The sequence below is a fragment of the Streptomyces sp. NPDC002076 genome, from assembly GCF_053593835.1.
In genome coordinates, this window is sequence record NZ_JBSFDI010000030.1 from 1 (window position 1) to 21,871 (window position 21,871).

Here is a 21,871-nt window from a genome sequence, read left to right on the forward strand (position 1 = left end):
AACTCCGGCGGATAGTTCTTCATGACCACGAGATGTCCGTTCTCAGATCCTCAGGATCCAGTGTCTCGTGTGTCCAAGATCAGGGGTCAAGGCCCAGCCACGACGGCCCGGCAGATGGCCCCGGGTGCTTCGCCCGGGTATTTGTCAGCCCCGAGCTCGATGGCTGGACCTTCGTGGCCGGCCGGTGGTGCGACCCGATCGACAGCGAACGCGCGGACGAAGTGCTCCGGGGCCTGCGAGAGACTCAGCGCCCGTTACGGCCGTGCGCAGGCGTGCTGCAACGGCGCCCAAGGGGCCGGATCCGCGTGGGTCGTCGCCGAGAACGGTGTCGTCATCCGTCGCTGCAGCGAGGCCGGCGACGGCGATGACCGCCTGCTGACGATCGGAAGCCCGCTGCCGTACGAGCGGGACCGCCGCGTCGAACTGGGACTGGCTCCCGTTTGGAACGCGGCCCACGCCTCGGAAGACGAATGGAAGTGGGCGGTGTTCGATATGGCTCCAGTCCTCGCCCAAGCCATCGGCCTAAGCCCTGTGACCATCGGCTCCGATACCCCGATGCGCGGAACGGGGGTACTGGCCCTCACTGAGTACGGCACTGCCAACGGAGTACCGCCAGGTGCCTACAGCATCCAACGAACCATGACGCAGCGGCAGACGAGGAAGCGTGTCGGCAGGCTGTCATCGAATGCCCAGGGTTACTTGCGACTTCGCGGCAGCTGCGGGTGTACTGGGCCTCCTTGCGGAACCGATTGCGAGGCCGGAGCGCGAGTGCCGGCCGGTCGGACGTGGTGAGGGCTGCCCGCGTCGGTGATGCAGAGGCAGGCCACGACCTGGGGCTACGCGCACCGGCCCGCGTGGGCGGCCATGCGGGTGGAGTTGTCCAGGAGCACTGCATTGGCACCGGCCTGCAGGAGCATGGGTGGGAATCCGGTCGGGTCCAACGGTCCTGCAGGCCGTAGTACACGGCCCTGCCGGCGTGCCTCAGCGGCGTCGCAGGCGCTTGTCGGTGAGCGGTGGGGTGGGGTCGATGTAGAAGTCGCCGGGGTTGACATCGACGCCGGGCGGGACGATGTCGTCGATGCGGTCGAGGAGGTCGTCGTCGAGTTCGACGTCGGCCCCGGCGAGGAGATCGTCGAGGTGCTCGGGCCGGCGCGGGCCGATGAGTACCGCGGTGACGGCCGGGTGGGCGCGGACGAAGGCGGCGGCCAGATGGGGCAGCGGCAGACCAGCCTCGGCGGCGAGGGCGGTCAGCTTCTGCACCGCGTCGGCCTTGGCCCGTACAGCGGGCCGGGACAGGTCGAACATCTTGGCCCCGGCACCGGCGCTGCGGTGCCCGGCAGTGGGATCCCCACGACCGGAGAGCCAGCCGGAGTTGAGCGGCCCGAAGGTGAGCACGCCCATGCCATAACGCTGGGCGGTGGGCAGCACGCGGCTCTCCACACCGCGGGTGAGGATCGAGTACGGCGGCTGCTCGCTGCGGAAGCGGTGGTGCCCGCGCCGCTCGGCCGCCCACTGTGCCTCCACGATCTCCTCGGGCGAGAAGAAGGAGCCGCCGATCGCGCGGATCTTTCCGGCCCGGATCAGGTCAGACAGGGCGGCAAGTGTCTCGTCGATGCCGGTGTAAGGATCCGGCCGGTGCATCTGGTACAGATCGATGTGGTCGGTGTCCAGCCGACGCAGGCTGTCCTCCACCGCTCGGTGGATCCAGCGGGCCGATCCACCGCGTCGGTTGGGATCGTCACCCATGGCCAGCCCGAACTTGGTGGCCAGGATGACGTCGTCGCGGCGGCCCTTGATCGCCCTGCCGACGATCACCTCCGACTCTCCGGCGGAGTACACGTCGGCAGTGTCGATCAGGTTGATTCCGGCATCCAGTGCGGTGTGGATCATGCGGACGGACTCGTCGTGGTCCGTGTTGCCCATCGCTCCGAACATCATCGCGCCGAGCGCGTACTCGCTCACCGACAGCCCGGTGCTGCCGAGGATCCTGCGCTTCATCACTACCTCCTGGTGTTCGATGGCTCTTCCAGTAGCCAAGCACCGGCCGCTACCGCAGTGGGAGATCCACCTGTACCGGGGGTCCAGCAGACCCCCTTTGGCGCGGCCATCACCCTGTCGGGCCGGACTACCGTGGTGGCATGGCCCAGGAACCCAACACCGAGCTGCGGGAATTTCTGCGCTCCCGCCGCGCGAAGATCACGCCGCAGGAGGCGGGCCTGGAGCCCCAGGCCGGTGCCCGGCGGGTTCAGGGCCTGCGGCGTGAGGAGGTCGCACGGCTGGCCGGCGTGAGCGTTGACTACTACGTCCGCCTCGAACGGGGCCGGCCCCTGAACGTCTCCGCCTCCGTGCTGGACGCGGTAGCTCGGGCCCTGCGGCTGAATGATCTGGAGCGCACCCACCTGTTCCGGCTCGCCAAACCGGCCCTCACCCGTCCCCGCCCGCTGCCGAGGCAGCGCGTCCGTCCCGGCCTGCGCCTGCTCGTGGAGAGCCTGACCGACGTCCCAGCCCTCGTCTACGGCCGGCGACTGGACGTCCTGGCGTCCAACCAGCTCGCCCGCGCCCTGTACACAGACTTCGAGGCTCTGCCCGTACGCAGCCGCAACATGGCGCGTCTGGCCTTCCTCGACGACGGCTTCCGCTCGCTGTACGCAGACTGGGAAGAGGCCGCGCGGGGCATCGTCGCCTCCCTGCGCCTGTACGCCGGACGCCACCCCCACGACCCCGCCCTGGCCGAACTGGTCGGCGAGCTCGCGGTCCGGGACACCGACTTCCGCCGCTGGTGGGCCTCGAACGATGTGTTCCAGCGCACCCACGGCACCAAGCACTACCACCACCCGGTGGTGGGCGACCTCATCCTGGGCTACGAGGCCTTCACCCCGGCCGACGACCCGGAGCAGACCTTGGGCGTCTCCACCGCCGAACCCGGATCGCCGTCCGCGGAACGACTCAGCCTGCTCGCAGGCTGCGCCGGGTCCGCTCACCATCCGCATCCAGCTCCGCAAGCGGACAGGCCGCGCCCGTGACACCGCTCATCGTGCACCGGGGCACGTCCCGTGCCCACGGCCGGTAACAGTGGGTCAAATCCCGCATGGATGACGCCTGTTCCGCCAGGGCCGGCAAGGCCGCGAGCAGGGTATCGGGGCGGGGAAGTCTCTGTCCTGCGCGGCTTCGCAGCCTCCGGTGGCCTGCCGGCGCATGACCCGGTAGCGGAAGTCAGCTGGGGAGGGCTCGCGGGGCCCGCTGGTGCAGGGGGCCGCGGCCAGCAGGCCGAGCGCCTGGTCGCGGCCGTGAGCCGGAGTCCGGTGAGCGCCGGCCCTGGGGAGAGTGCGGACGCGTGGACCCAGCGGATGACGACGTTGGTGGATGCCGCCACGGTCGTAGCCGACGGCATCGAAGATGCCCTTGTGGGCGGCGGCCCAGGCGATGCCGCCGGTCGCGGGGGAACGATGAGGGCGGGGCGGGCGGGCCCGGGCAGGGGTTGTTGGTGACGAGGCTGCCGAGGATGACGGGAAGGCGAGCCGGTACAGCAGCCCCACCGCGAAGGCGGAATCGGCGACAGCGGGCAGGCGGTGTGTGGAGCCGATGGAGCTGGCGACGAACGTCGCCGGCATGCGTACTCGCCGTCGACGGCGAGTACACCGTGCCCTGACAAGCGGCTACTCGATCCGAGCGGCACCGTCCGGGGCCAAAAAGAGGCCCGCGGCTGAAGGCACCCTGGCCACCAGGCCAGGGTGCCTTACGCTGCCGGCATCGCTCGGCGTGGCACCAGGCCGAGCCGGCTCAGCTCATGAGCCTGCGCAACGCCCTCTCGGACGGCGATCCGGGCTCGACGGTGTACAGGCCGAGCGTCTGGTCGGTGTCGCCCATGGGTGTAAAGGCTTCGAAGCCGAGGGTCAGGTCCCCCACCAGCGGGTGGTGGTAGTGCTTGACGCCGTGCCGAGGCAGGAACACCTCGTGGTCCGCCCACCACCGGCGGAAATCCCGGTCCGCGGCGGACAGTTCGCCGACCAGTTGGGCGAGCCGGGGGTCCTGCGGATGATGGCTGCCATACAGGCGCAGCATGCCCACGTTCTCCCGGGCGGTTTCGGGCCAGTCGACATACAGCTCGCGGGCCGCGTCATTGAGGAACATGTAACGGGCCATGTTCCGCTCCTCGGACGGCAAGGCGTCGAAATCCACGTACAGGGCACGGGCCAGACGATTGGTGGCCAGAACATCCAGACGGTGTCCCAGGAGCAGAGCCGGTACGTCGGCGATGTTGTCCAGCGCCCTGAGCAGTCCGGGCCGGGCCCGCTGCGACGACACGGCGCGCGGCCGCCCCCGGGTGGCCGCGGCCAGGGCGAACAGATGAGCACGCTCTGTTTCGTCGAGCTGCAGCGCGCGAGCCACGCCCTCCAGGACGGAAGCGGAGACGCTCGAGCTGCGCCCGCGCTCCAGCCGCACGTAGTAGTCGACGCTCACCCCGGCCAGCTGCGCGACCTCCTCGCGCCGCAGCCCCGGCACACGTCGCGCCCCCAGATGTGGGGTGAGACCTGCCTGCTCCGGGGTGATGCGGGCCCTGCGGGTCCGCAGGAAATCCCGAAGATCCGTCTCGGGCCTGTGCTCAGTCACGTCCTTCAGGCTAGCGCCGCCTGCCGGCCCCGTCCGTCCTCGGCTCTTGGGGGGTGTGCTGGACCCCCGGTCGGCCGGCCCCCGGGACAAAGGCTGCTCTTGCTGGATTCCGGCGCCCGATGGTGCCCTGGGTGTGTGACGACCTCGGCCACCGGGCCGGGGCACATCTTCCGAGAACGGAGAGACAGCCATGCGACGGATCCCACTGGGTTCAGACGGCCTCACGGTGAGCGCCGAGGGGCTGGGCTGTATGAGCATGAGCACGACTTACGGGCCGAGCGACGAGCAGGAGGCCCGCGTCACGCTTCGGCGCGCGGTGGAACTGGGAGTGACCCTGTTCGACACCGCCGAGTCGTACGGGCTGGGCCACAACGAGCGCCTCGTCGGCCACGCCCTGGCCCCCGTCCGCGACGATGTCGTGATCGCGACGAAGGTCGGTTTCGGGTACACCGAAGACGGCCAGATGGCTGTGATCGACGGGAGGCCGGTTGTGGACGGGCGGCCGGAGCACATCGTGCGGGCGATCAAAGGCTCGCTGGGACGACTCGGGATCGAGCGGATCGATCTGGTGTACCTGCACCGGATCGACCCCACGGTACCGATCGAAGAGACCATCTCGGCCATGGCCGGCCTGGTGAAGGCCGGACAGGTCCGCCACCTCGGTCTTTCCGAGGCGTCGGCGGCCACCGTCCGGCGGGCACACGCGGTGCACCCGATCACGGCCGTACAGACCGAATACTCACTGTTCGAGCGCGGGGTCGAGGCCAACGGTGTCCTCGCCACCGTACGCGAGCTCGGTATCGGGTTCGTGCCGTACTCCCCGCTGGGCCGCGGATTTCTGACCGGCCGACTCAACCCGGCGGACCTGCATGCGAGCGACTTCCGCAACAGCGATCCGCGGTTCCGGGGCGAGAATCTCGGCCCCAATCTGCGGATCGTCGACGCGATCGTGCGGATCGCTGCCGAGAAGGGAGTGGCCCCCTCGCAGCTGGCCATTGCCTGGACCATCGCCCAGGGCGGGGTCCCGATACCGGGCACCCGTCGGGTGCGGTACCTGGAGGAGAACATCGCTGCCGCGGACATCGCCCTGACCGCCGACGAGCTGGTTGCGCTCGACGTGGCCGCCCCGGTCGGCGCAGCCTCGGGCGACCGCTATGGAGCCGGAAACATGGAGCTCCTCACGCAGTAAGAGGGCAGGCTGTCGGACGGCTCTGTCCCACTCCGCCTCGGACCGGTCCTCACAAAGGCGTTGGCCGTGTGTGACGAGCCAGGAGAAGGTCCGCTGACACAGGCCACGGCCGGGGCATTGCCCAGCAGCGGCTGCAGGTGGGTGACGTCGTTGCGTCTGCCGCCGGTCTGTGACACCGCGAGCGGGATGCCGTGGCCGTCGGTGAGGACGTGGCCGTCGGTGAGGACGTGGTGCTTGCTGCCCGGCAGTGCGCGGTCGACCGGGCCGGGACGCGTTTTGGGTTCCGCCGAGCCGCCCGCGCTTGGGTGAGTCAATCACCGCCGGCGATCAATCCAGCTTCTTCGCCGCGGGCCAAGGGAGGAAGCGCGAAGCTCCATGGCCGGCCCTTGCGTGCCGGGTCCGCTCACGCCGCAGCTAAGTGATCAGCTTGCCGAACGGCCGCGGACTCGACCCGGTGAACGGGGCCGGCCCGGACGGCTACGGCGCCGGTGGGGTCGGCAACCCCGCGTGACCACGATCTGTCCGACGCCGTCACCGCCGCGCGGCTCGGCTCTCGCCCCCGGGCTGGTCGACGCGCTGACGCTGCACCTGGCGCCCGTCGTGCCGGGCACTGGAACTCACCTTTTCACTGGCGGAGCGCCACACACTCCGGTGCACCGGAGCGTGACCTCGACCTCGCCCGCGACGCACCTGACCAACGGCGTCCTCCGACCACGTCGTGAAGAAGCGCTCAGCGTTCGATGCGACAGATCAACAGGTTGTCGCGTGTCAGCGGCTCTTGAGCGTGCGCTGTCGAAGTTTGAGTGGTGTAGGGCGTCTCCGGCCGATCCTCCGGAGTCGTCAGACCCTGGCATCATCGGCGGGTTACTGTACGGACACGCCGCGCTGCTCACGGTCAGCTGAGGAGGATTCCTGTGCCATCGCCCTGCGACCCCCAGCACGCTCCCGTCGGGGATGTCGGCGCAGCACTCATGATGATCGACTCTCGGCTCAAAGCCATCTACGACGACAAGACACAGACCGATCCCGAACAACAAGCGCTGACCGACCAGTTCGCCGCGTCCTTGGGGCCCAGCGGAGTCGATGACATGCTGGACGGCGCGTGCACGCTCATCTACATGTACATGCAGTGGCTGCGGATGGCGTACGAGGACCATGGCAAGGATGTCATCGAGTGCGTGGTGCCCAATCTCGTGGCCACGTTGCGCATGATGCCCAAGAGCGTGCGCCCCGAGGCCATCCCCACCATGGCCGGCCTGCTGATCGCTGCAGGCACCGGGCTGAGCCCCAGCCTGTGGCGCAAGCAGTACGGAAACTGGACCAAGGCCGAGATGAATCCCCTGGAAGCCACCGCCTTCCTGCTCGCCGAACACATCAACCGACTCACCGACGACCGCGACTTCGCCACCCGCATGATCACCGAGGCTCTGTCCAGTGCGGACGAATGCTGACGTACACCCGCGCACATGATCAACGGTGAGGGGCAAACGGACGGAAACCGGACAGTGTTCTCCAGTCCGAATCGAAGGGTTGGCCACACGTCAGGCACGCGAAAGCCTGGTCTACCGCATCAGGCCAACCGCGTTCTGGACACGAGGAGAATCATGGTTCGCACAAGCCTTGTTCGGCGGCTTGCCTGGGTGGCTTCCATTGCCGCGCTCACGACCCTCGGGCTTGCCGGCACCGCCGAGGCGAACGACACCGGATCCTCGCTGCCGACCGCGACGCACTGGTACATGACGCCGAATCCCGGCAACGATTGCGCTCTCAACATCCGCAGCTCGGCAAGCACCAGCGGCGCCATCGTCGGCCATCTGTCGAGTTGCAGCCAGGGCGCCTGGTGTTGGTACCAGACTTCCGACTGCGGTTCATCGGTCACGGGCGGCTTCTACACGTGCAATTACGCAGACGGCAGTACCGGACTGCACAGCAATGTGTGGGTGCGCGTGGCCGACAGGAACGGAAAGCTCGCCTACGTGGCCAGGTGGTGCGGCTTCTCTCAGCAACTTTGAAGTTCTCCCCTCCCTTCGCAAGCTCAGGGAGGGGATTCCCGTCTACCTTTCGGCGACAGGCTTGACGGTTTTACCCGCCCTACGACCGCGCCTTCCGGCGGCCGGGATCTCCATGATGACGTGGCCGATCCGATACAGGTGCAGGATGTTCCGGGCCGCGTTCCAGTCGGCGTTTCCGGTCCATCCACACTCGGTGTTCTTGCACGCGAACAGCTCTTGGGTCTCTCGGCTGCCTGGCATGATGAAGCCGCACGCTGAGCATCGCTGAGAGGTGTACGGGGCCGGTACCTTGACCAGCTCGCCGCCGCACCGGGCGAGCTTGTACGTCAGCATCGTGACCGTCCGCCCCCACGCCTCTTGTGTGATGGAGCGGTTCGTACCGGCCTTGGCCTTGGCCCCGTTGCGCAGGAAATTGCCTTCGTTGTCGGGGTCGGGCTTCGGCTTGGGCGCTTTGGTCATGCCAAGGATGTTGAGCTGTTCGACCACGACCGTGCCGTAGGTGCGGGCGAGGTAGGTGGTCGTCCGGTGCTGCCAGTCCAAGGCTCGTCGCGTGGCTTTTGCTCTAAGCTGCTTGATCTGGTCGTAGGTGTGCTGCAAGCGGCGGGAGGTCTTCTCCCCCTTCTTGCGGAAAGACTTCTGGTGTGCGGCCTGCCGCTCCAGCGTGAGGAGCTTGGCCTTCTCCTTCTCGGTGAGCCACTTGTCCCGGTCAGCGGTTTGGTCCGGGAGACGGGGCGGACGTCCGTGGTCCTGGTGGTCCTCGTTGGACAGGGCGAGGGGGATGTTCACTCCGGCGTCGATGCCGACGTCCGGGCCCTGGCGGGGCTGCGGCTCGGCTTCGAGGGTCTGCACGCGGAATGCGATGTGCCAGCCGAGCGCATCTTTGACCAGCCGGGCGCCAGTGATCCGGTTCTCCTTGGTTGCTTTCTTGCCGACGGGCAGGTCTTTGGTCCAGCGGAAGCGGACCCGGCCCACCTTGGGGATGTTGACCATGCCCCAGCGGCGATGGACGCGGACGACGTTCAGGTCCCGACCCTGCGGGATGTCCACGGACATCGCGCAGCGGAAGCGGCCCTTGAAGTTCGGCTCGCCGGCGCGGCCTTCCCAGCAGTTCTTCCAGCTCTGGAAGTACGTCTTCAAGACAGCCTGCGCGGCCTGCGCGGGCAGCTTGCCGAGGTAATCGAGATCCTTACGCCCCTGCCGTATCGCTTCGTCGGCGGCGGCAAGAGTGCGCTTGCCCTTGGGGAGCATCGTCCACCAGGAGTGCACGCAGTTCCACATCGTGCGGGCCGCGTGCGCCTGGTCGTCCAGGAGTCGGATTTCGGCAGAGATGAGCGCCAGTCGGGCACGGTGCCCGAACTGCCGTTTCACCAGGCCGAGTTCGCTCACAGCGATCACCATACTACGGTTGGTCCATCTCACCACGCTAGAACCCTCATCCTGATGTCAGGACCGGACGCCACGTCGTCTACAACCTTCACATCCACTTGGTGTTCGTCACCAAGTACCGGCGTAAGGCGTTCACCGACGAGATGCTGACGCGCTGCGAAGAGATCATGCGAGAGGTGTGCACCGACTTCGAAGCCGAGCTGAAGCAGTTCAACGGCGAACAGGACCATGTCCACCTGCTCGTGCACTACCCTCCCAAGGTGCAGCTCTCCAAGCTGGTCAACTCCCTCAAGGGCGTCTCTGCCCGGCTGCTGCGCAGGGAGTACGACGCGCACGTGCGCCGGTACCTGTGGGGCGGACACTTCTGGTCCGGCTCCTACTTCGCCGGAAGCTGCGGCGGGGCGCCGCTGACCGTCGTACAGCAGTACATCGAGCGGCAACAGCGCCCCGTGGGCTGAGGTAAACAGTGCCGCCCCGTGCCCACGTGCGGGTCAGAACGGGCTTGAAACGGCCTTCACCACCGCCCTGAAGAGCGGCGCACTGGCCAAGATCAAAGGTCGAGGCCCTCGGCTCGTCCGGCAGGGTGGTTTTACCGATGAGTTCACCGTCCTCGAACGGTCTACCCAGCGACACGACCGTTCTCGACAGGAGTGCCATGTCCACCATCCAGCCAGTGATCATCACTGCCGACCAGGACGTCCTGCTCGGCTTCTATACGAAATTGTTCGGCGCTGAGGAGATCTTCCGGATACCGACGGAAGGCCCCGCCTTCTACCTCGGCTTGCGCATCGGCGACACCGACCTCGGGCTGGTGGCCAAGGCGAACGCGGGGACTGGGGCGGCGTCGCGGATCCTGCTCAGCATCGGTGTCGACGACGTAGACGAGACGCTCGGCCGGGTGGCGGCGCTGGGCGGCTCGGTCCGCAGCGGCCCCAACGACATGCCGTGGGCACAGCGCGTCGCCCACATCCAGGACCCCGACGGCAACCCGGTCAACCTCACTCAGCCGATCCCGGCCCGGTGACGCTGTTCCGGGGGGCCTGTGCTGATCGTGGGCTACCTGCGGTAGAGATCCATTGTCGGTAGTGGTCTCGATGTTCGTCAGGACGAGCAGCGCGCGAAACAGGTGGGTGGCGCGGGCGAGGTCAGTACGGAGCTTGGTGAGGATCCGCCAGTTCTTCAGGTGGGCGAAGCCGCGTTCGACGGCGACGCATCCGGCGGCCAGGACCCGGTTGGCCTCCTTTCCGGCGGATGCGAGCCTGCGGGCGCGGGTGGCCTTGAAGCCGGTGACGACGACGGGATCCTCCGCGTCGTCGTCCAGGCCGAGGAAGCCCAGGCCGACCAGGACCCCGAGGCCGGCAGCACGCAGGTGGGAGGGTCACGCCGCCAACGCGGCCGCTTCCTGACGCGCCGCTGGAAAAAGGTTGCGGGCCGCTGTCGATTCGGCCACGTCCCGTTCGACGTCATGATGTGCGGCGCCTCGCCACACGATGACGCGACAGGACCTGACGAGGGACACAAGTGGATCAACTGCTGAGAGTCATGAACTTCAACGTCTCGAGTGACGGAATCGGTGCCGGTGAGCACCAGAGTCTCGAGCGGCCGTTCGGCCTCGACCATCCCGAGAGGCTGTTCGCCTGGGCCGGAGCCACGGCGAGCTGGCCCATGCGCACGGATCCCGGGGGGAGCCGGGGCCTGGACGACTACTTCACGCGCGACTTCGCACACAACATCGGCGCCGAGATCATGGGCCGCAACAAGTTCGGGCCCCAGCGCGGGCCCTGGCACGATCACGAGTGGCGCGGCTGGTGGGGGGAGGAGCCCCCGTTCCGTACTCCGGTGTTCGTCATGACCCACCACACGCGTCCTTCGTTCACGCTCTCCGACACTACGTTCCACTTCCTCGACAGCGACCCGGCCACCGTCCTCGAACGGGCGCGGGAAGCGGCGCAGGGCAAGGACGTCCGGCTCGGCGGCGGGGTCACCACCATCCGGCAGTTCCTTGATGCCGGCCTTGTCGACACCATGCATGTGGCGGTCTCGCCGGTAGAGCTCGGATCCGGGCTACGGCTCTGGGAGTCCCCCGATGAGCTGCTCGACCGGTTCCACCTGGAGGTCGTGCCCAGTGCGAGCGGCGTGAGGCACCACCTGTTCTGGCGAAGGTGAGGCGAGGGGCCCACGCGAGTTCAGGCTGGGGCTGCGAAGGGGCGTCCGCCCCATCGGATGCCCTTCTCGCTGCAGATGCGCGCGCGTTCCTTGCACTGGGCGGCGAGTATGGCGTGGTGGCGGGCGTTGGCGTTGCGCCGGCGCAGGTAGCGGTGCAGGGCCTGGGTCTGTGCGGAGTGGCGGAGGTGGTGGGAGTTGGCCAGGCTGAACTGGCGCAGCGGGGCGAAGTGGGCCTCCGTGGGAGTGGGGGACGCCGTGGGTGCGGTGGTAGGTCGCCGGCAGGGGGTTGCCCTGCTTCGCCCAGCAAGAGCCCGCGGTGGGCCGGATCCCCAACGGCCCGAACTCGTCCTCGTCGTCAGGGGTGAGCACGCGGGGACGGCCTCCTGCCCAGCGGGGGTCCAGGCAGGTCAGGCTGATCTCGTTGAACCGGTGGATCACATCCGGGGACGGTGTCCTCGTCGGCCTGCACCAGGTGGGCTGTCACCGGCAACCTGGTGCCGCCCGCCGAGGCGAGCGGCATCATCTCGCGCCGGTAGCGCACCGAGCTGGTGCTGCTCCGGCGCACGATCTGCTGCAGCTTCTGCCCCTCGTGGGAGATCGGTCTGCGCACACGGACGGGCTCAGCCACCGCGCCTCCACCCGTCGATCGGACGTCACCGCACATCCAACCGCCACGACCGCCAACCCGGCGAACCTACGCGGTCACAGCACTAGCCGACGATGTCACGGCCCTTGTCGACGTGATGCTTCACAGCCGCCGGACGCGCAGCACGCCGGTCAGCATCGGGAGGGTGAACTCGCCGCGGGCGGTCTCCGGTGTGCTCGCCAGGAAGGCGCGGATCCGGCCCAGCGTGGCATCCCGTTCCTGTTCCGGCATGACCAGCACCCCCGCGCGTGTCGCGATGGTCGCGACGAGGGTGTCGGCGGTGCGGCGCTGCCCGTGCGGGAACTCGGCCTGCTCCGGCGAGCCGAACCGGGCGGCTACACCGGTCTTTGGCAGGTGCATGTTTGCCGTCTCGGCGCGCCAGCTGGTGGGCGTGTCACGCGGGCCGATGGCCGCGCTCCCGCTGATCTGCGCGAGCCCGGCAACCCACTCGACCTGGTCGTCCATGACGTTCCACAGGCCGGCCAGGATACCGCTTGGCGCTAGGACCCTGGCGATCTCGGGTCCCGCCACGGCCATGTCGAACCAGTGCATGGCGTTGCCGGCCAGCACGGCATCGACGGACGCGTCTGGTAGCGGTATGGCCTCGGCACTACCCGACAGGGCGCGGACAGCCGGCAGCGAGCGGCGCAGCTCGGTGAGCATCGCCGGGTCGGGCTCGACTGCAATGACTTCGAAACCCAGTGCGACCAGCGTGGCGGTCAGCTTGCCTGTGCCGGCGCCGAGGTCGAGCACGCGCGGGCCGGGCGCGGGTTCGAGCGCCCAGCGGACCGCGGCATGCGCGTAGTCCGGACGGTGCTCGGCGTATGCGACCGCCGCTGCGCCGAACGACGAGGCGTGAAGCAGCCGTTCATCCCAGGCCATGGGATTACGCTATCCGTGCTGCCGACGGTCGCCCACCCCGCCGCACCACTTCGGCGACGGCCACCCGCACACTCGGACCAGGGGCACCGCGGGCGGCCTCGGACACCTCCGCATGCATCGGCCAGCCCCGCCCGCGCCTGCCCAGCGATACGCCGCCGACGTCGACCGCTCCCGCGACACCGCCATCGACGGGACTCACCCTGCCCCAGTGGCTCGGGCCCGGTCGAAGGCCATGTCAACCCGATCACGATGCTCAACCGCCAGCTGTCGGCCGCGCCCGATTCCAGCTCCTCCGCGAGTGCGTGGTGCTGCACTCGTAGGGCCGAGGTGAACCACCCGGTGTGCGCCGCGGAAAACAAGCCGGCAGGCATCGAAGAGCTCGTCGATCTGCTCGGCCAGGCGCTGGTCTGGGTGGTGGAACTCGGCTGGGGCTTGCACGTACTGGACGGGCGGGTACGCCTTCGCTGGGTGAAGCTGAAGGAGTGAGCATCAGTAGCGAGCGCCCGGTAAGTACTGAGCAGATCTACGCAGCGCTGGCCGCTCTGGCGGCTGAGCCGGTTGCGGATCAGGAGAAGCGACCCGAGGGGCCGCAGGAAGAAGACCGCCTGCACCTGCTGGGCAGTCTGCTGGCGAAGACGGAGCTCGAGATCACCGCCGCAACCCGTCTGACCGAGGAAGGGGAGATCGAGGACGTGCTTGAGACGTTGCTCGGCTGGGGGGAGCAGGTAGGAGATCCCGGCCTCGCGGTCAACGTCCTGACAAACCGGCTGCAGCGCACGGCGGTGCAGGTCTCCGAACCCGAGGCGGAAGAACTGCCACCCGGCCGGGAGGCCGCCTTCGCCGCCGTCATGACAGCGGTGTACACCCTCAGCGCTCAGCTGCACGCCGAGCGCGGCGATACGGAGGGAACACGAAGCGCTCTGAGTGGGGCGGAAGAAGCCCTCATCGACATCCTGCAAGGCATGCATGACCTGCGCGTCGCCATCGGCGACGCGGCCGGATCGGAGGACCAAGCCGACGACTGATCCGCAAAAGCATGCGCCACAGCGGGTCGAACACTGCCGCTACCTGGCTCGTGAAGGGCCTCGCTACTGGTCGTGGGTATCAATCGTGAGGAGGACTGACCAACAAGTGCCATCTCACCTGTGACGTCAAGAGGCGCGCGGACGATGAGGAGTCGCTCGAGCCGGCTCCTTACCAGTCGCTGACGTGCCCGTCATCGGCCGGTCCTGCGCTGTACGCGCCTGCCATAGTGGGTGCGGTGCCGGGCTGTCCTGCGCGGCGCATCCGCCGCGCTCCCCGCGTCAACACAAGGCCAGGTCCGGGCTGGTCTCGGCAGCAAGGATTGTCGGCGTGGGCTGGGAGGGGATGATCGGTGGTCCTGCGGTCCGCCTGACCGGACAAGAGGCCGTCGCTGCGGCACAGGAGAAGCGGCTGCTGCAGTGACAGGGCGCCCCGGGCTGCTGCCCGGGGCGCCCGCATCGCCAGCGGCATCCCCTCGATTTTAGGCAGTGTTGCCGTATCTGCACCTGGGGTGGAGAAGGGCCTGGGAGCGGGCAGCGCCGAGGCTGGGCCGTGTCTGATGGTTCGAGTCGCTCGACATGGCGTCTCAGGCGCCGACACCGAGGCGCCGGCGTCCTCGGTTGCCGAGCAACTCAACCGGGTGAACCATGACATAGGTACTGTTTCTCACTCTTCGAGCAATAGGGATGGGGCTTTCGTCGGGGCTTGCACGTGCGACCTGTGGAGGATTCATGGACACGACTCGATCCGCTGCCCGTTTCACCGCCGTCTGCGCCGCCGCTTTGTCCCTCATGGGCGCCGCGTCGCTCCCGGCTCTCGCTTCGTCGACGGCCTCGCCGTCAGCGGTCTCCGCTCTGGACAGGCAACTCCTCACCGCAGCCCACCAGGGCAACCTGTGGGAGATCACCGCCAGTCAGCAAGCTCAGAGCGCCGCGACCACAGCCTGCGTCAGGCGGGTCGCCGCCCACTTCATCCGCGACCACCGCGCCCTCGACGCCGGTGTCGTCAAGACCGCGCGACAACTCGGGGTGACACTGCCGTCCGGGCAAACGGCCGCGCAGCTGAGGCAAACCGCCGCCCTCAAGTCCCTCGCCGGGACGCGCGCGTACGATGCCGCGTGGCTCAAGGCCCAGTACCCCGCCCACGTACAGACCCTTGCGCTCATCGACAAGGAGATCGCCTCGGGCACCAACCCGCTCGTCAAGTCCCTGGCCAAGAGCGCGCGCCCGGTCGTGACACGCCACACCCAGATGGTCAACCACGGCGTGTGCCACGCATAGCGCCCGCCGACTCACGGACATGATCCCGGCCCACTGATGTGTGCCTTGGCGAGTGTGCCGGTTGGAGCGGCTCGTCCGCAGCCACTCCCCACTCCACGTCGGTCTCGGAATCGCTGTGCATGGTCCGGGACGCTGCAGGGCGCGCTGCGCTGCCGTTGCTGCGGCACGACCGAGACGTGGCATCGACTCGTCCTCCTCCGCGGGTCTCTCTGAGGTGTGACTGCACACTAACCGGCGTGCGTTTCAAGGGTCGTTGAAGGCCCTGTTGCTCATCGGCAACAGGGCCTTCTGTATACCCGCACACCCCAGGAGACCTGCCATGCCTCCTCCCGAATTCTTGCGGCCCGCTCGGGCCGGGCGTCGACGGAAACTGGCCGGCCGGACAGCCACCGCTAGGTGGTGCCCGGCCGTTCGTCTCGCCGAGGCTGCCGGGGCTCAGTGACCGGCAGAACCCTCGGGGCGTGCGTGCCGCGGCAGCAGGAAGGAGAGCAGGAACGTCAGGACGAGCATGCCGTCGACGATCCACAGCACCGTCTTCATCACGGAGCCGAAACCGCTGCGGAAGGCCGACGTCGCGGTGGTCTCCAGCGCGCCGGGTATCCGAGCGCCGGCCTGCGGCGATGTCACGGCGGACCGGGTGTCCTTCTCGAGGCGGGCGCAGGACGCCGGGGTGGCGGCAGGATCCTTGGCGACGGCACGGTCCGAGGCGCACCTCCGCAGGTCTGCCACGAGGCGGTCCTGGGCATCCGGTGCCACGTGCGCGGCGCTCAGCTGACCCCGCAGGCCGGCCGAGTGGTGGTCGACGGCGGTGGCGATACCACCGCCCAGCAGGCCGAAGAACACGGTGCCGAGGAGCGCCACGCCGAAGGCGCCGCCGAGCTGCTGCATCGCGGTCATCGTGCCGGACGCCGAGCCCGTCTCGTGCTGCTCGACGCTGGCGAGCACGATGTCGAAGAAGGGGGCCATGAGCAGGCCCATCCCGATGCCGGTGAAGAGCAGGGCCGGCACGAGCTGCCAGGGGCCGACGCCGCTGCCCACCGTCTCGAGGGTCAGCCACACACCGAACACGCCGAGCGCCATGACCACCGTGCCCGCCTGGAGCACGGCCCGGCCGAACCTGGCGACAGCCTGAGCGACACCGAAACCGACGATCATGCCGGCCGACCAGGGCACCATCACCAGGCCTGCCTTCAGCGGCGAATAGCCGAGGCCGATCTGGGTGTAGAGGTTGAAGACCAGCATGAAGCCCTGCATGGTCGAGAAGAAGACCAGCCCGAGCGTCATGCCTCCGCTGAACCCGCGCTTGCGGAAGAGGCTGGGGACGACCAGCGGGTCCCGGCCGGCCTTGCTGCGGCGCGACTCGTAGATGGCGAAGGCGACGAAGACGGCCACCGAAGCGGCCATCATCGCGAACGTCCACCCGGGCCAGTCGTACTCACGGCCCTGCACCAGCGGGAAGATGATGAGCAGCGCGGCCAGCGAGACCAGGAGCATGCCGGGTATGTCGAGGCGCGGCTTGTCGCCGGACCGGCCCCTGGGCAGGTAGCGCAGGGCCCCGAGGAAGGCCGCGGCACCCAGCGGCAGGTTGATCAGGAAGATCATCCGCCAGCCGGTGCCGAAGTAGTCGGCGTCGACGAGCCAGCCTGCCAGGATCGGCCCGCACACCGCGGACAGCCCCATGATCGGGCCGAACATGCCGAAGGCCTTCTGTGATTCCTTCGGCGGGAACATCTCCTTGATCATGCCGAGGCCCTGCGGCAGCATCACCGCGCCGAACAGGCCCTGCACGACACGTGCGGCGATCAGCATCTGGGGAGACACGGCGACCGCGCACAGCAGCGAGCCCAGGGTGAAGCCGGCGGCGCCCACCAGGAACATCCGGCGTCGACCGTGGATGTCCCCGAGCCGGCCGCCGGTGACGAGTCCGACGGCCATCGAGAGGGTGTACGCGGCGGCGAGCCACTGGAGGGTGGAGGCGCCGCCACCGAGGTCGGCCCGCATGGAGGGGCCGGCGATGTTCGTGACGACAGCGTCGAGGAGGTCCATCACCTCGGCCGCGAGGATCACGAAGAGCGCAGCCCAGCGCCACCGGTAGGGCGCTGGCGAGTCGGTGGGCGTCTCGGCGGACGCGACACCGGTGGTGGACATCGGAAACTCCTCACGGAAGGCCGCGTCGCGTCTAGGTTCCGCGGGCGCGGTGGGATGGCTGGACGGAAACTGCCCGGCTCGCTGGTGCGGTCCAGAAAGACAGGAGGCCGGACGCTGGAGAACAATGTTCACCGTAGCAGAACACTGCTCACCAAGAGAACGGCGTTCATTAAGATATAGCGCAATTCTTGGGCTTCGACAAGATATATCGCGTCTGGCAGTGAGACACATCCACCACGAGCAGAACACTGTTCTCTGGATCCCTAGACTGGTCCCATGAGCGACGCGGCCGCCGACACCCCAGCACCCCCTCCGCCATCCCCGTGGGAGCGCGAGCGCCCCGCTCGCACCCACGTCGCGCCCGTACGCATGCCACTGTCGCGCAAGCGCGTCGCCGAGGCCGCCCTCACCGTGCTGGACCGGCACGGGCTCGACGGCCTTTCGATGCGTCAGGTGGCGGCCGAACTGGGGGTCGCGGTGTCCGCCCTCTACGCCCACGTCAGCTCCAAGGACGACCTCCTGGAGCTCATGTACACGCGGCTCTTCGACGACTACGCGTTGCCCGCGCCCGATCCGGAGCACTGGCAGGAGCAGTTGCGGGACTTCGCCCGCGCCTGGCGTCGACGTCTGCTGTCCCACCGGGACATGGCCAGGATCTCCATGGGGCACGTCCCCTTCACCGCCGAACTGCTCCCGCATGTCGAGGCGTTGCTCGCCATCTTCCGCACCGCCGGGCTGCCCGACCGCATTGCGGCGGAGGCCGGCGACCTCATCTCCACGTACATCGACGGGTTCGTCCTGGAGGAGGGCATGTGGCGGGACCGGGCCGCTCAGCACGGCGGTCACGCTGCCTCGCCGGCCCGGCCCGACTGGCGCGAGATGACCGACGAGATGCAGAACTACTTCGCGTCCCTGCCCGCGCAGGACTTCCCCCACCTGCGCGCTCTGGCCGGGCTGATGGTGACGGACTCCTCCGACGAGCGGTTCGACATCGGCCTGGAAATCATCCTGCGCGGCCTGGCGAGTTACCTGCCGGACCCTACGACGGGCCCGGTACCGGAAGCCGACTGAGTCCGGAAGCCGAACGAGTCCCGGAGTCCGGCGCAGCCCGGGAAGCCCGGCGGCGCATGTGGCACGCACCGGCGCTGATCGGCCGGGGACGTCTCAGCCGCTCATGACCAGACGCCACTGGTGTTCCAGGAGGCGTTCGCCGCACCGTGGCCGACCGCAGCAGCCGAGCGCACCATCCGTCACCTTTCGCGGGGTGGGAGAGAACGTACTGAGTAGGAGAACTCATGTGCGTCATGACGCGGGCTGGCAGGCTCCGCGGCATGACAAGCGGCAGAGGGGCGCTGACGGCCCTGCATCTCTTCTTGGTATGGGCGACGATGGCGGCCGCGATGCCGGCGCTCGGCTTCGAGTTGGTGGTGACGGCCTGGGGCGGTGGCGCCGGGGCGGCGGTGCCGGTCCTCGCGTTGGGCGTGCCGCTGATGGTGGGCCTGCTGGCGTTGGCGGGCATACCGGCGCAGACCGTGGTGCCGCTGTGCGGCTCGGTGCGCCGGCGACTCGGTTGGGCGGCCCTGGTCTTCGTCCTCGGCACGCTCGGCGTCCTGGCGGGCCTGGTCGCGTACGACGGGAACGTCTACCTGGGAAGCGCCGGCACACGGGTCGCGCTGACGGGTGTGCCGTACGCCGTCGCCGCAGCGCTCTTCGTGCCGAGCCGGTGGGTGCGGCTGGGGGCGGTGGCCGTGCTGGTGGCCGGTGTGGGCTACGGGGGCTTCATCGGCCCGGAGCAGGCGCAGCAGGGCCGGCACACGGCGGAGATCGCGCGATACCGGAAGCATCCGGAACTGCTCTATCTGGGTGCTGCGCCGCATGGAATGCACGTATCCCGTGCCGTGGTCGGCCCTGCCTACTTCAGCGTCGATTACCGCCCCGTCCGAGAGGGATACGAGTTGGGGTACGTGGGCCTCGTGGTGCGTTCACCGCTCACACAGACGCCGCGATGCCCAGAGCCCGTGGAGAAGGGCGCGACCTGCACGGTGGACGGACACGGCGAGATGCGCATGATCCGCCGCCTCCCCGGTGACACCCGCGACATCACCCTCACCCGCCAGTACCACGACGCGGAGGTCGAGGTCACCAGCCAGTCCCTCGGTGAACCCGGCCTGCGCCACCTCCTGGACACTCTGCACCCGCTGTCGAACACGGAGTTGGAAACGCTGATGCGGGAAAAGGCGATCACCCAGGGCTACTGAGCCATGCCCGCCTCGGGCAAGGTAGCCGCCCCCTGCCCGGGCTGCCGCCCTGGGCGGTCGGGACCTTGGTTACGCGAAGTCCACGAAGATGAGCTGCTGCGGGATGCCCGCGAGTGGTTCGGGCGGCTGGTCGAAGACGATCCGGTAGCCGCTCCCGGCGGTCCGGCTGATGGGCGGTCGGTCGCCGAGCGCGGCGTGCGGCCGCTCGTAGTTGTATTTCACGAACTCCGCGACTGCGACTCGGCGTTCACGCTCGGTTGTGTAGTCGCGGACGTACGCCTACTCGCGGGAGAGGGCCCCGTATTCCTCTCCACTCCTTCAGGGGTCAGCGGTGCGTTCCCGTGCCCCTGCTGGTGGCGCTCCTGGACGCGGCCGTCGCGTTCACCGAGAGCCCTGGGATCTCAGGGCTCCCGCGTGAGCGGCTGTGCATGGCGTCAGCGTGCGAACTTCTCGATGGCCGCCGGCGTGACGGGGGTGAAGAAGTTGACGAGGTTGCCGTCGGGGTCACGGAACAGCAGAGACCGGTTGCCCCAGGGCATCGTGGTGGGCTCGTTGACGAAGTCGGTGACGAAGCCGGTCAGGTTCTGGTGAACGCGGTCCACGTCGTCGACGAGGAACTCGGTGATCACGCTGTGGTTGTCCGCCGGGCGGGCAGAGCCCGGGGCGAACAGCGGGACGGTGCGGGTGCCGGCGATCGCGAGGGTGGCGCCCGCGGTCCTGAGTTCGGCGAAGTCCTTGGTGGCCCACGTCGCCCGCGCCCCTGTGGCTCGCTCGTAGAACTCGACGAGTCGCGCTACGTCGCTGGTGATGATGCGGATCGAGACGAAGTTCATGGGGATCTCCTTGGCTGTGCTGGAGGCGTGCACGTCGCAGGCTAGGAGAAATAGTGGACAGAATCGGTCCTGTATTCGCGTTAGGCTGCGAACATGCCTCGACCCACCGCCCGCGTGCTGACACTCCTGGAGCTGCTGCAGTCGGGCGGCACCCGGACGGTGGCCGAACTCGCCGACCGGCTCGGCGTCGAAGGGCGCACCGTGCGCCGGTATGTGGACCAGCTGATCGACCTGGACGTGCCCGTGGAATCGGTGCGCGGCCGCTACGGCGGGTACCGGCTCGCCCCCGGGTACCGCTTGCCTCCGCTCATGCTCAGCGACGACGAGGCGCTGGCCGTGCTGCTCGGCCTGGTCGCCGGTCGCCGAGCAGGCTTGACGACGACCGAGCACACGGCAAGCGAGACGGCATCGGCGAAGATCCGGCGGGTGCTGCCCAAGCGCATCGCCCGTCGGCTCGACACACTCCTGGAAGCTCTCGCCTTCACGGATCAGCCTGATGATTTCGACACCCCGGACGCCGAGGTCCTGCTCACCATCGCCGATGCGGTGCGCCACCGCCGACCGGTCTCGATCCGCTACACCGACCGCGACGGACGGCGCAGCGAACGCACGCTGCACGCGTACGGGATCGTCGCCCACGCGGGCCGGTGGTACGTCACGGGCAAGGACACCCGGATCGGCGAGGACCGAACCTTCCGGCTCGATCGCATCGCAGACGCGCGGACCCTGCCCGGCTCATTCGAAGCGCCCGTGGGTACCAGTCCGGCACAGCGCGTGTTGTCAGCGTTCGCCACGGCCGAGTACCGGCACGAGGTGACGTTGCGGATCCACGGGACAGTCGGGCAGATCCGCGCCCACCTTCCCGCCAGCGTCGCGAGCCTGGAGGAGTACGCGCCCGTGGTAGGCGAGGACCGGGCGACCGAGCGCTGGCTGCGCGTCGAGCTGCGGGCGGAGCGGCTCGATTGGTTGCCTCCGGTACTCGCCTCACTCGACCGGCCGTTCGTCATCGAGCGCCCCGATGAACTGCGCGACCTCGTCATCGCGCTCGCCGATCGCCTCGCGTCCCACGCCCGCCAAGCCTGACCGCGAGGAATCCATGTCATGGGATGGCGCAGTTGGCCATCGCGGATGCGCGGCCAGTGCTGTGACCGCGTAGGTTCGCCGGGTTGGTGAGTTCCTCTCCCCGCGCGCGAAGCGTTCCAGGGCCTGCAGCCGAATGCGCCTCCGCCCGGTCCTCCCCCGCGTCGGTCAACCCGCCTCCTAGCCCGTATCTCAGGTCCCGGGGGCTACCGGAACCCACCGGTCACCACCAGGCAACCGGCCTCGTCTCACACTCTCGTGTTCAGTAGCTCCCGCCACAGGCCCGACCACCGGCTAGTCCTCCCTCGCGGAGCAGCAGTCACTGGGTAGCCGCGCCGAACAGCCACAACCCGTAGG

The 21,871-nt window shown here is 68.6% G+C and carries 19 protein-coding genes and 5 pseudogenes; 15 read left to right on the forward strand and 9 right to left on the reverse strand.

The genetic code is table 11. The features are described 5' to 3' along the window. Positions 1-981: 981 nt before the first annotated feature. A complete protein-coding gene (locus ACWCQS_RS40475) occupies positions 982-1,998 on the reverse strand; it encodes an aldo/keto reductase (protein WP_451009135.1) in 1,017 nt (338 codons plus the stop codon). 140 nt (positions 1,999-2,138) lie between these two features. Here ACWCQS_RS40475 and ACWCQS_RS40480 point away from each other — a divergent pair, with 140 nt between their 5' ends. After that, the gene (locus ACWCQS_RS40480; protein WP_451009136.1) at positions 2,139-3,023 is read left to right on the forward strand and encodes a helix-turn-helix domain-containing protein; all 885 of its coding nucleotides are present in this window, start codon (positions 2,139-2,141) and stop codon (positions 3,021-3,023) included. A 757-nt stretch (positions 3,024-3,780) separates the two neighbouring features. Here the strand turns inward: ACWCQS_RS40480 and ACWCQS_RS40485 are convergent. Continuing rightward, positions 3,781-4,611, reverse strand: coding sequence for a helix-turn-helix transcriptional regulator (locus tag ACWCQS_RS40485; RefSeq protein ID WP_451009137.1), 831 nt, complete (start codon positions 4,609-4,611; stop codon positions 3,781-3,783). A 190-nt stretch (positions 4,612-4,801) separates the two neighbouring features. Here ACWCQS_RS40485 and ACWCQS_RS40490 point away from each other — a divergent pair, with 190 nt between their 5' ends. The 4 genes and pseudogenes from ACWCQS_RS40490 (at position 4,802) to ACWCQS_RS40505 (ending at position 7,812) form a co-directional block, all read left to right on the forward strand. Further along, positions 4,802-5,800 (forward strand): aldo/keto reductase, encoded by a 999-nt coding sequence (locus tag ACWCQS_RS40490; protein WP_451009138.1) that lies wholly within the window; start codon positions 4,802-4,804, stop codon positions 5,798-5,800. Positions 5,801-6,346: 546 nt separating this feature from the next. After that, positions 6,347-6,508, forward strand: a pseudogene (locus ACWCQS_RS40495) (dihydrofolate reductase family protein); the annotation flags it as partial. A gap of 206 nt (positions 6,509-6,714) precedes the next feature. After that, positions 6,715-7,251 carry a hypothetical protein gene (locus tag ACWCQS_RS40500; protein ID WP_451009139.1) on the forward strand — a complete coding sequence of 179 codons (537 nt, stop codon included), beginning with the start codon at positions 6,715-6,717 and terminating at the stop codon, positions 7,249-7,251. Positions 7,252-7,404: 153 nt separating this feature from the next. Next, a complete protein-coding gene (locus ACWCQS_RS40505; protein WP_451009140.1) occupies positions 7,405-7,812 on the forward strand; it encodes a hypothetical protein in 408 nt (135 codons plus the stop codon). 42 nt (positions 7,813-7,854) lie between these two features. On the opposite strand, the gene ACWCQS_RS40510 is transcribed toward ACWCQS_RS40505, so the two are convergent. Next, on the reverse strand, positions 7,855-9,198 hold the full coding sequence (locus tag ACWCQS_RS40510) for an RNA-guided endonuclease InsQ/TnpB family protein (RefSeq protein WP_451009141.1): 1,344 nt from the start codon (positions 9,196-9,198) through the stop codon (positions 7,855-7,857). A 53-nt stretch (positions 9,199-9,251) separates the two neighbouring features. Between ACWCQS_RS40510 and tnpA the strand changes: the two are divergent. Next, positions 9,252-9,656, forward strand: a pseudogene (tnpA, locus tag ACWCQS_RS40515) (IS200/IS605 family transposase); the annotation flags it as partial. Positions 9,657-9,853: 197 nt separating this feature from the next. Further along, positions 9,854-10,222, forward strand: a complete 369-nt coding sequence (locus ACWCQS_RS40520) for a VOC family protein (RefSeq protein ID WP_451009142.1) — start codon at positions 9,854-9,856, stop codon at positions 10,220-10,222. 132 nt (positions 10,223-10,354) lie between these two features. On the opposite strand, the pseudogene ACWCQS_RS40525 reads toward ACWCQS_RS40520, so the two are convergent. Then, positions 10,355-10,567, reverse strand: a pseudogene (locus tag ACWCQS_RS40525) (IS5/IS1182 family transposase); the annotation flags it as partial. 152 nt (positions 10,568-10,719) lie between these two features. On the opposite strand from ACWCQS_RS40525, the gene ACWCQS_RS40530 reads away from it, so the two are divergent. Then, positions 10,720-11,364 (forward strand): dihydrofolate reductase family protein, encoded by a 645-nt coding sequence (locus tag ACWCQS_RS40530; RefSeq protein ID WP_451009143.1) that lies wholly within the window; start codon positions 10,720-10,722, stop codon positions 11,362-11,364. Between the two features lie 20 nt (positions 11,365-11,384). Here the strand turns inward: ACWCQS_RS40530 and ACWCQS_RS40535 are convergent. Together ACWCQS_RS40535 and ACWCQS_RS40540 are read right to left on the reverse strand one after the other, a co-directional pair. After that, positions 11,385-11,992: pseudogene (locus ACWCQS_RS40535) on the reverse strand (helix-turn-helix domain-containing protein). Positions 11,993-12,112: 120 nt separating this feature from the next. After that, complete coding sequence (locus ACWCQS_RS40540) at positions 12,113-12,892, reverse strand: class I SAM-dependent methyltransferase (RefSeq protein ID WP_451009144.1); 780 nt, start codon at positions 12,890-12,892, stop codon at positions 12,113-12,115. 249 nt (positions 12,893-13,141) lie between these two features. Between ACWCQS_RS40540 and ACWCQS_RS40545 the strand changes: the two genes are divergently transcribed. The 3 genes from ACWCQS_RS40545 to ACWCQS_RS40555 all read left to right on the forward strand — a co-directional run bounded on the left by ACWCQS_RS40545 (position 13,142) and on the right by ACWCQS_RS40555 (position 15,195). Further along, positions 13,142-13,378 carry a hypothetical protein gene (locus ACWCQS_RS40545; RefSeq protein WP_451009145.1) on the forward strand — a complete coding sequence of 79 codons (237 nt, stop codon included), beginning with the start codon at positions 13,142-13,144 and terminating at the stop codon, positions 13,376-13,378. Continuing rightward, positions 13,375-13,917: a hypothetical protein gene (locus tag ACWCQS_RS40550; protein ID WP_451009146.1), complete on the forward strand. Its 543-nt coding sequence runs from the start codon at positions 13,375-13,377 to the stop codon at positions 13,915-13,917. Before ACWCQS_RS40545 ends, ACWCQS_RS40550 begins: the two co-directional genes overlap by 4 nt. Before the next feature lie 729 nt (positions 13,918-14,646). Then, complete coding sequence (locus ACWCQS_RS40555) at positions 14,647-15,195, forward strand: DUF4142 domain-containing protein (protein ID WP_451009147.1); 549 nt, start codon at positions 14,647-14,649, stop codon at positions 15,193-15,195. 435 nt (positions 15,196-15,630) lie between these two features. On the opposite strand, the gene ACWCQS_RS40560 is transcribed toward ACWCQS_RS40555, so the two are convergent. Further along, entirely contained in the window at positions 15,631-17,343 is a 1,713-nt protein-coding gene (locus tag ACWCQS_RS40560; RefSeq protein WP_451009148.1) for an MFS transporter, read from the reverse strand. A gap of 276 nt (positions 17,344-17,619) precedes the next feature. Here ACWCQS_RS40560 and ACWCQS_RS40565 point away from each other — a divergent pair, with 276 nt between their 5' ends. From ACWCQS_RS40565 to ACWCQS_RS40575, 3 genes and pseudogenes are all read left to right on the forward strand, one after another. After that, entirely contained in the window at positions 17,620-18,414 is a 795-nt protein-coding gene (locus ACWCQS_RS40565; protein ID WP_451009149.1) for a TetR/AcrR family transcriptional regulator, read from the forward strand. A gap of 99 nt (positions 18,415-18,513) precedes the next feature. Continuing rightward, positions 18,514-18,630, forward strand: a pseudogene (locus ACWCQS_RS40570) (hypothetical protein); the annotation flags it as partial. A 44-nt stretch (positions 18,631-18,674) separates the two neighbouring features. After that, a complete protein-coding gene (locus ACWCQS_RS40575) occupies positions 18,675-19,601 on the forward strand; it encodes a hypothetical protein (protein WP_451009150.1) in 927 nt (308 codons plus the stop codon). Positions 19,602-19,670: 69 nt separating this feature from the next. Here ACWCQS_RS40575 and ACWCQS_RS40580 read toward each other — a convergent pair whose 3' ends face one another. Beyond that, positions 19,671-19,823, reverse strand: a complete 153-nt coding sequence (locus ACWCQS_RS40580; RefSeq protein ID WP_451009151.1) for a hypothetical protein — start codon at positions 19,821-19,823, stop codon at positions 19,671-19,673. 212 nt (positions 19,824-20,035) lie between these two features. Next, positions 20,036-20,434: a VOC family protein gene (locus ACWCQS_RS40585; RefSeq protein ID WP_451009152.1), complete on the reverse strand. Its 399-nt coding sequence runs from the start codon at positions 20,432-20,434 to the stop codon at positions 20,036-20,038. A gap of 93 nt (positions 20,435-20,527) precedes the next feature. Here ACWCQS_RS40585 and ACWCQS_RS40590 point away from each other — a divergent pair, with 93 nt between their 5' ends. Beyond that, positions 20,528-21,517: a helix-turn-helix transcriptional regulator gene (locus tag ACWCQS_RS40590; protein ID WP_451009153.1), complete on the forward strand. Its 990-nt coding sequence runs from the start codon at positions 20,528-20,530 to the stop codon at positions 21,515-21,517. The last annotated feature ends 354 nt before the right edge of the window (positions 21,518-21,871 follow it).

Bases quoted from the DNA above. Each gene is read 5' to 3' on its own strand.
- ACWCQS_RS40560 (WP_451009148.1), bottom strand. From the start codon at position 17,343: ATGTCCACCACCGGTGTCGCGTCCGCCGAGACGCCCACCGACTCGCCA.
- ACWCQS_RS40565 (WP_451009149.1), top strand. From the start codon at position 17,620: ATGAGCGACGCGGCCGCCGACACCCCAGCACCCCCTCCGCCATCCCCG.
- ACWCQS_RS40590 (WP_451009153.1), top strand. From the start codon at position 20,528: ATGCCTCGACCCACCGCCCGCGTGCTGACACTCCTGGAGCTGCTGCAG.
- ACWCQS_RS40575 (WP_451009150.1), top strand. From the start codon at position 18,675: ATGACAAGCGGCAGAGGGGCGCTGACGGCCCTGCATCTCTTCTTGGTA.
- ACWCQS_RS40545 (WP_451009145.1), top strand. From the start codon at position 13,142: ATGCTCAACCGCCAGCTGTCGGCCGCGCCCGATTCCAGCTCCTCCGCG.
- ACWCQS_RS40480 (WP_451009136.1), top strand. From the start codon at position 2,139: ATGGCCCAGGAACCCAACACCGAGCTGCGGGAATTTCTGCGCTCCCGC.
- ACWCQS_RS40540 (WP_451009144.1), bottom strand. From the start codon at position 12,892: ATGGCCTGGGATGAACGGCTGCTTCACGCCTCGTCGTTCGGCGCAGCG.
- ACWCQS_RS40475 (WP_451009135.1), bottom strand. From the start codon at position 1,998: ATGAAGCGCAGGATCCTCGGCAGCACCGGGCTGTCGGTGAGCGAGTAC.
- ACWCQS_RS40585 (WP_451009152.1), bottom strand. From the start codon at position 20,434: ATGAACTTCGTCTCGATCCGCATCATCACCAGCGACGTAGCGCGACTC.
- ACWCQS_RS40490 (WP_451009138.1), top strand. From the start codon at position 4,802: ATGCGACGGATCCCACTGGGTTCAGACGGCCTCACGGTGAGCGCCGAG.
- ACWCQS_RS40505 (WP_451009140.1), top strand. From the start codon at position 7,405: ATGGTTCGCACAAGCCTTGTTCGGCGGCTTGCCTGGGTGGCTTCCATT.
- ACWCQS_RS40555 (WP_451009147.1), top strand. From the start codon at position 14,647: ATGGACACGACTCGATCCGCTGCCCGTTTCACCGCCGTCTGCGCCGCC.
- ACWCQS_RS40520 (WP_451009142.1), top strand. From the start codon at position 9,854: ATGTCCACCATCCAGCCAGTGATCATCACTGCCGACCAGGACGTCCTG.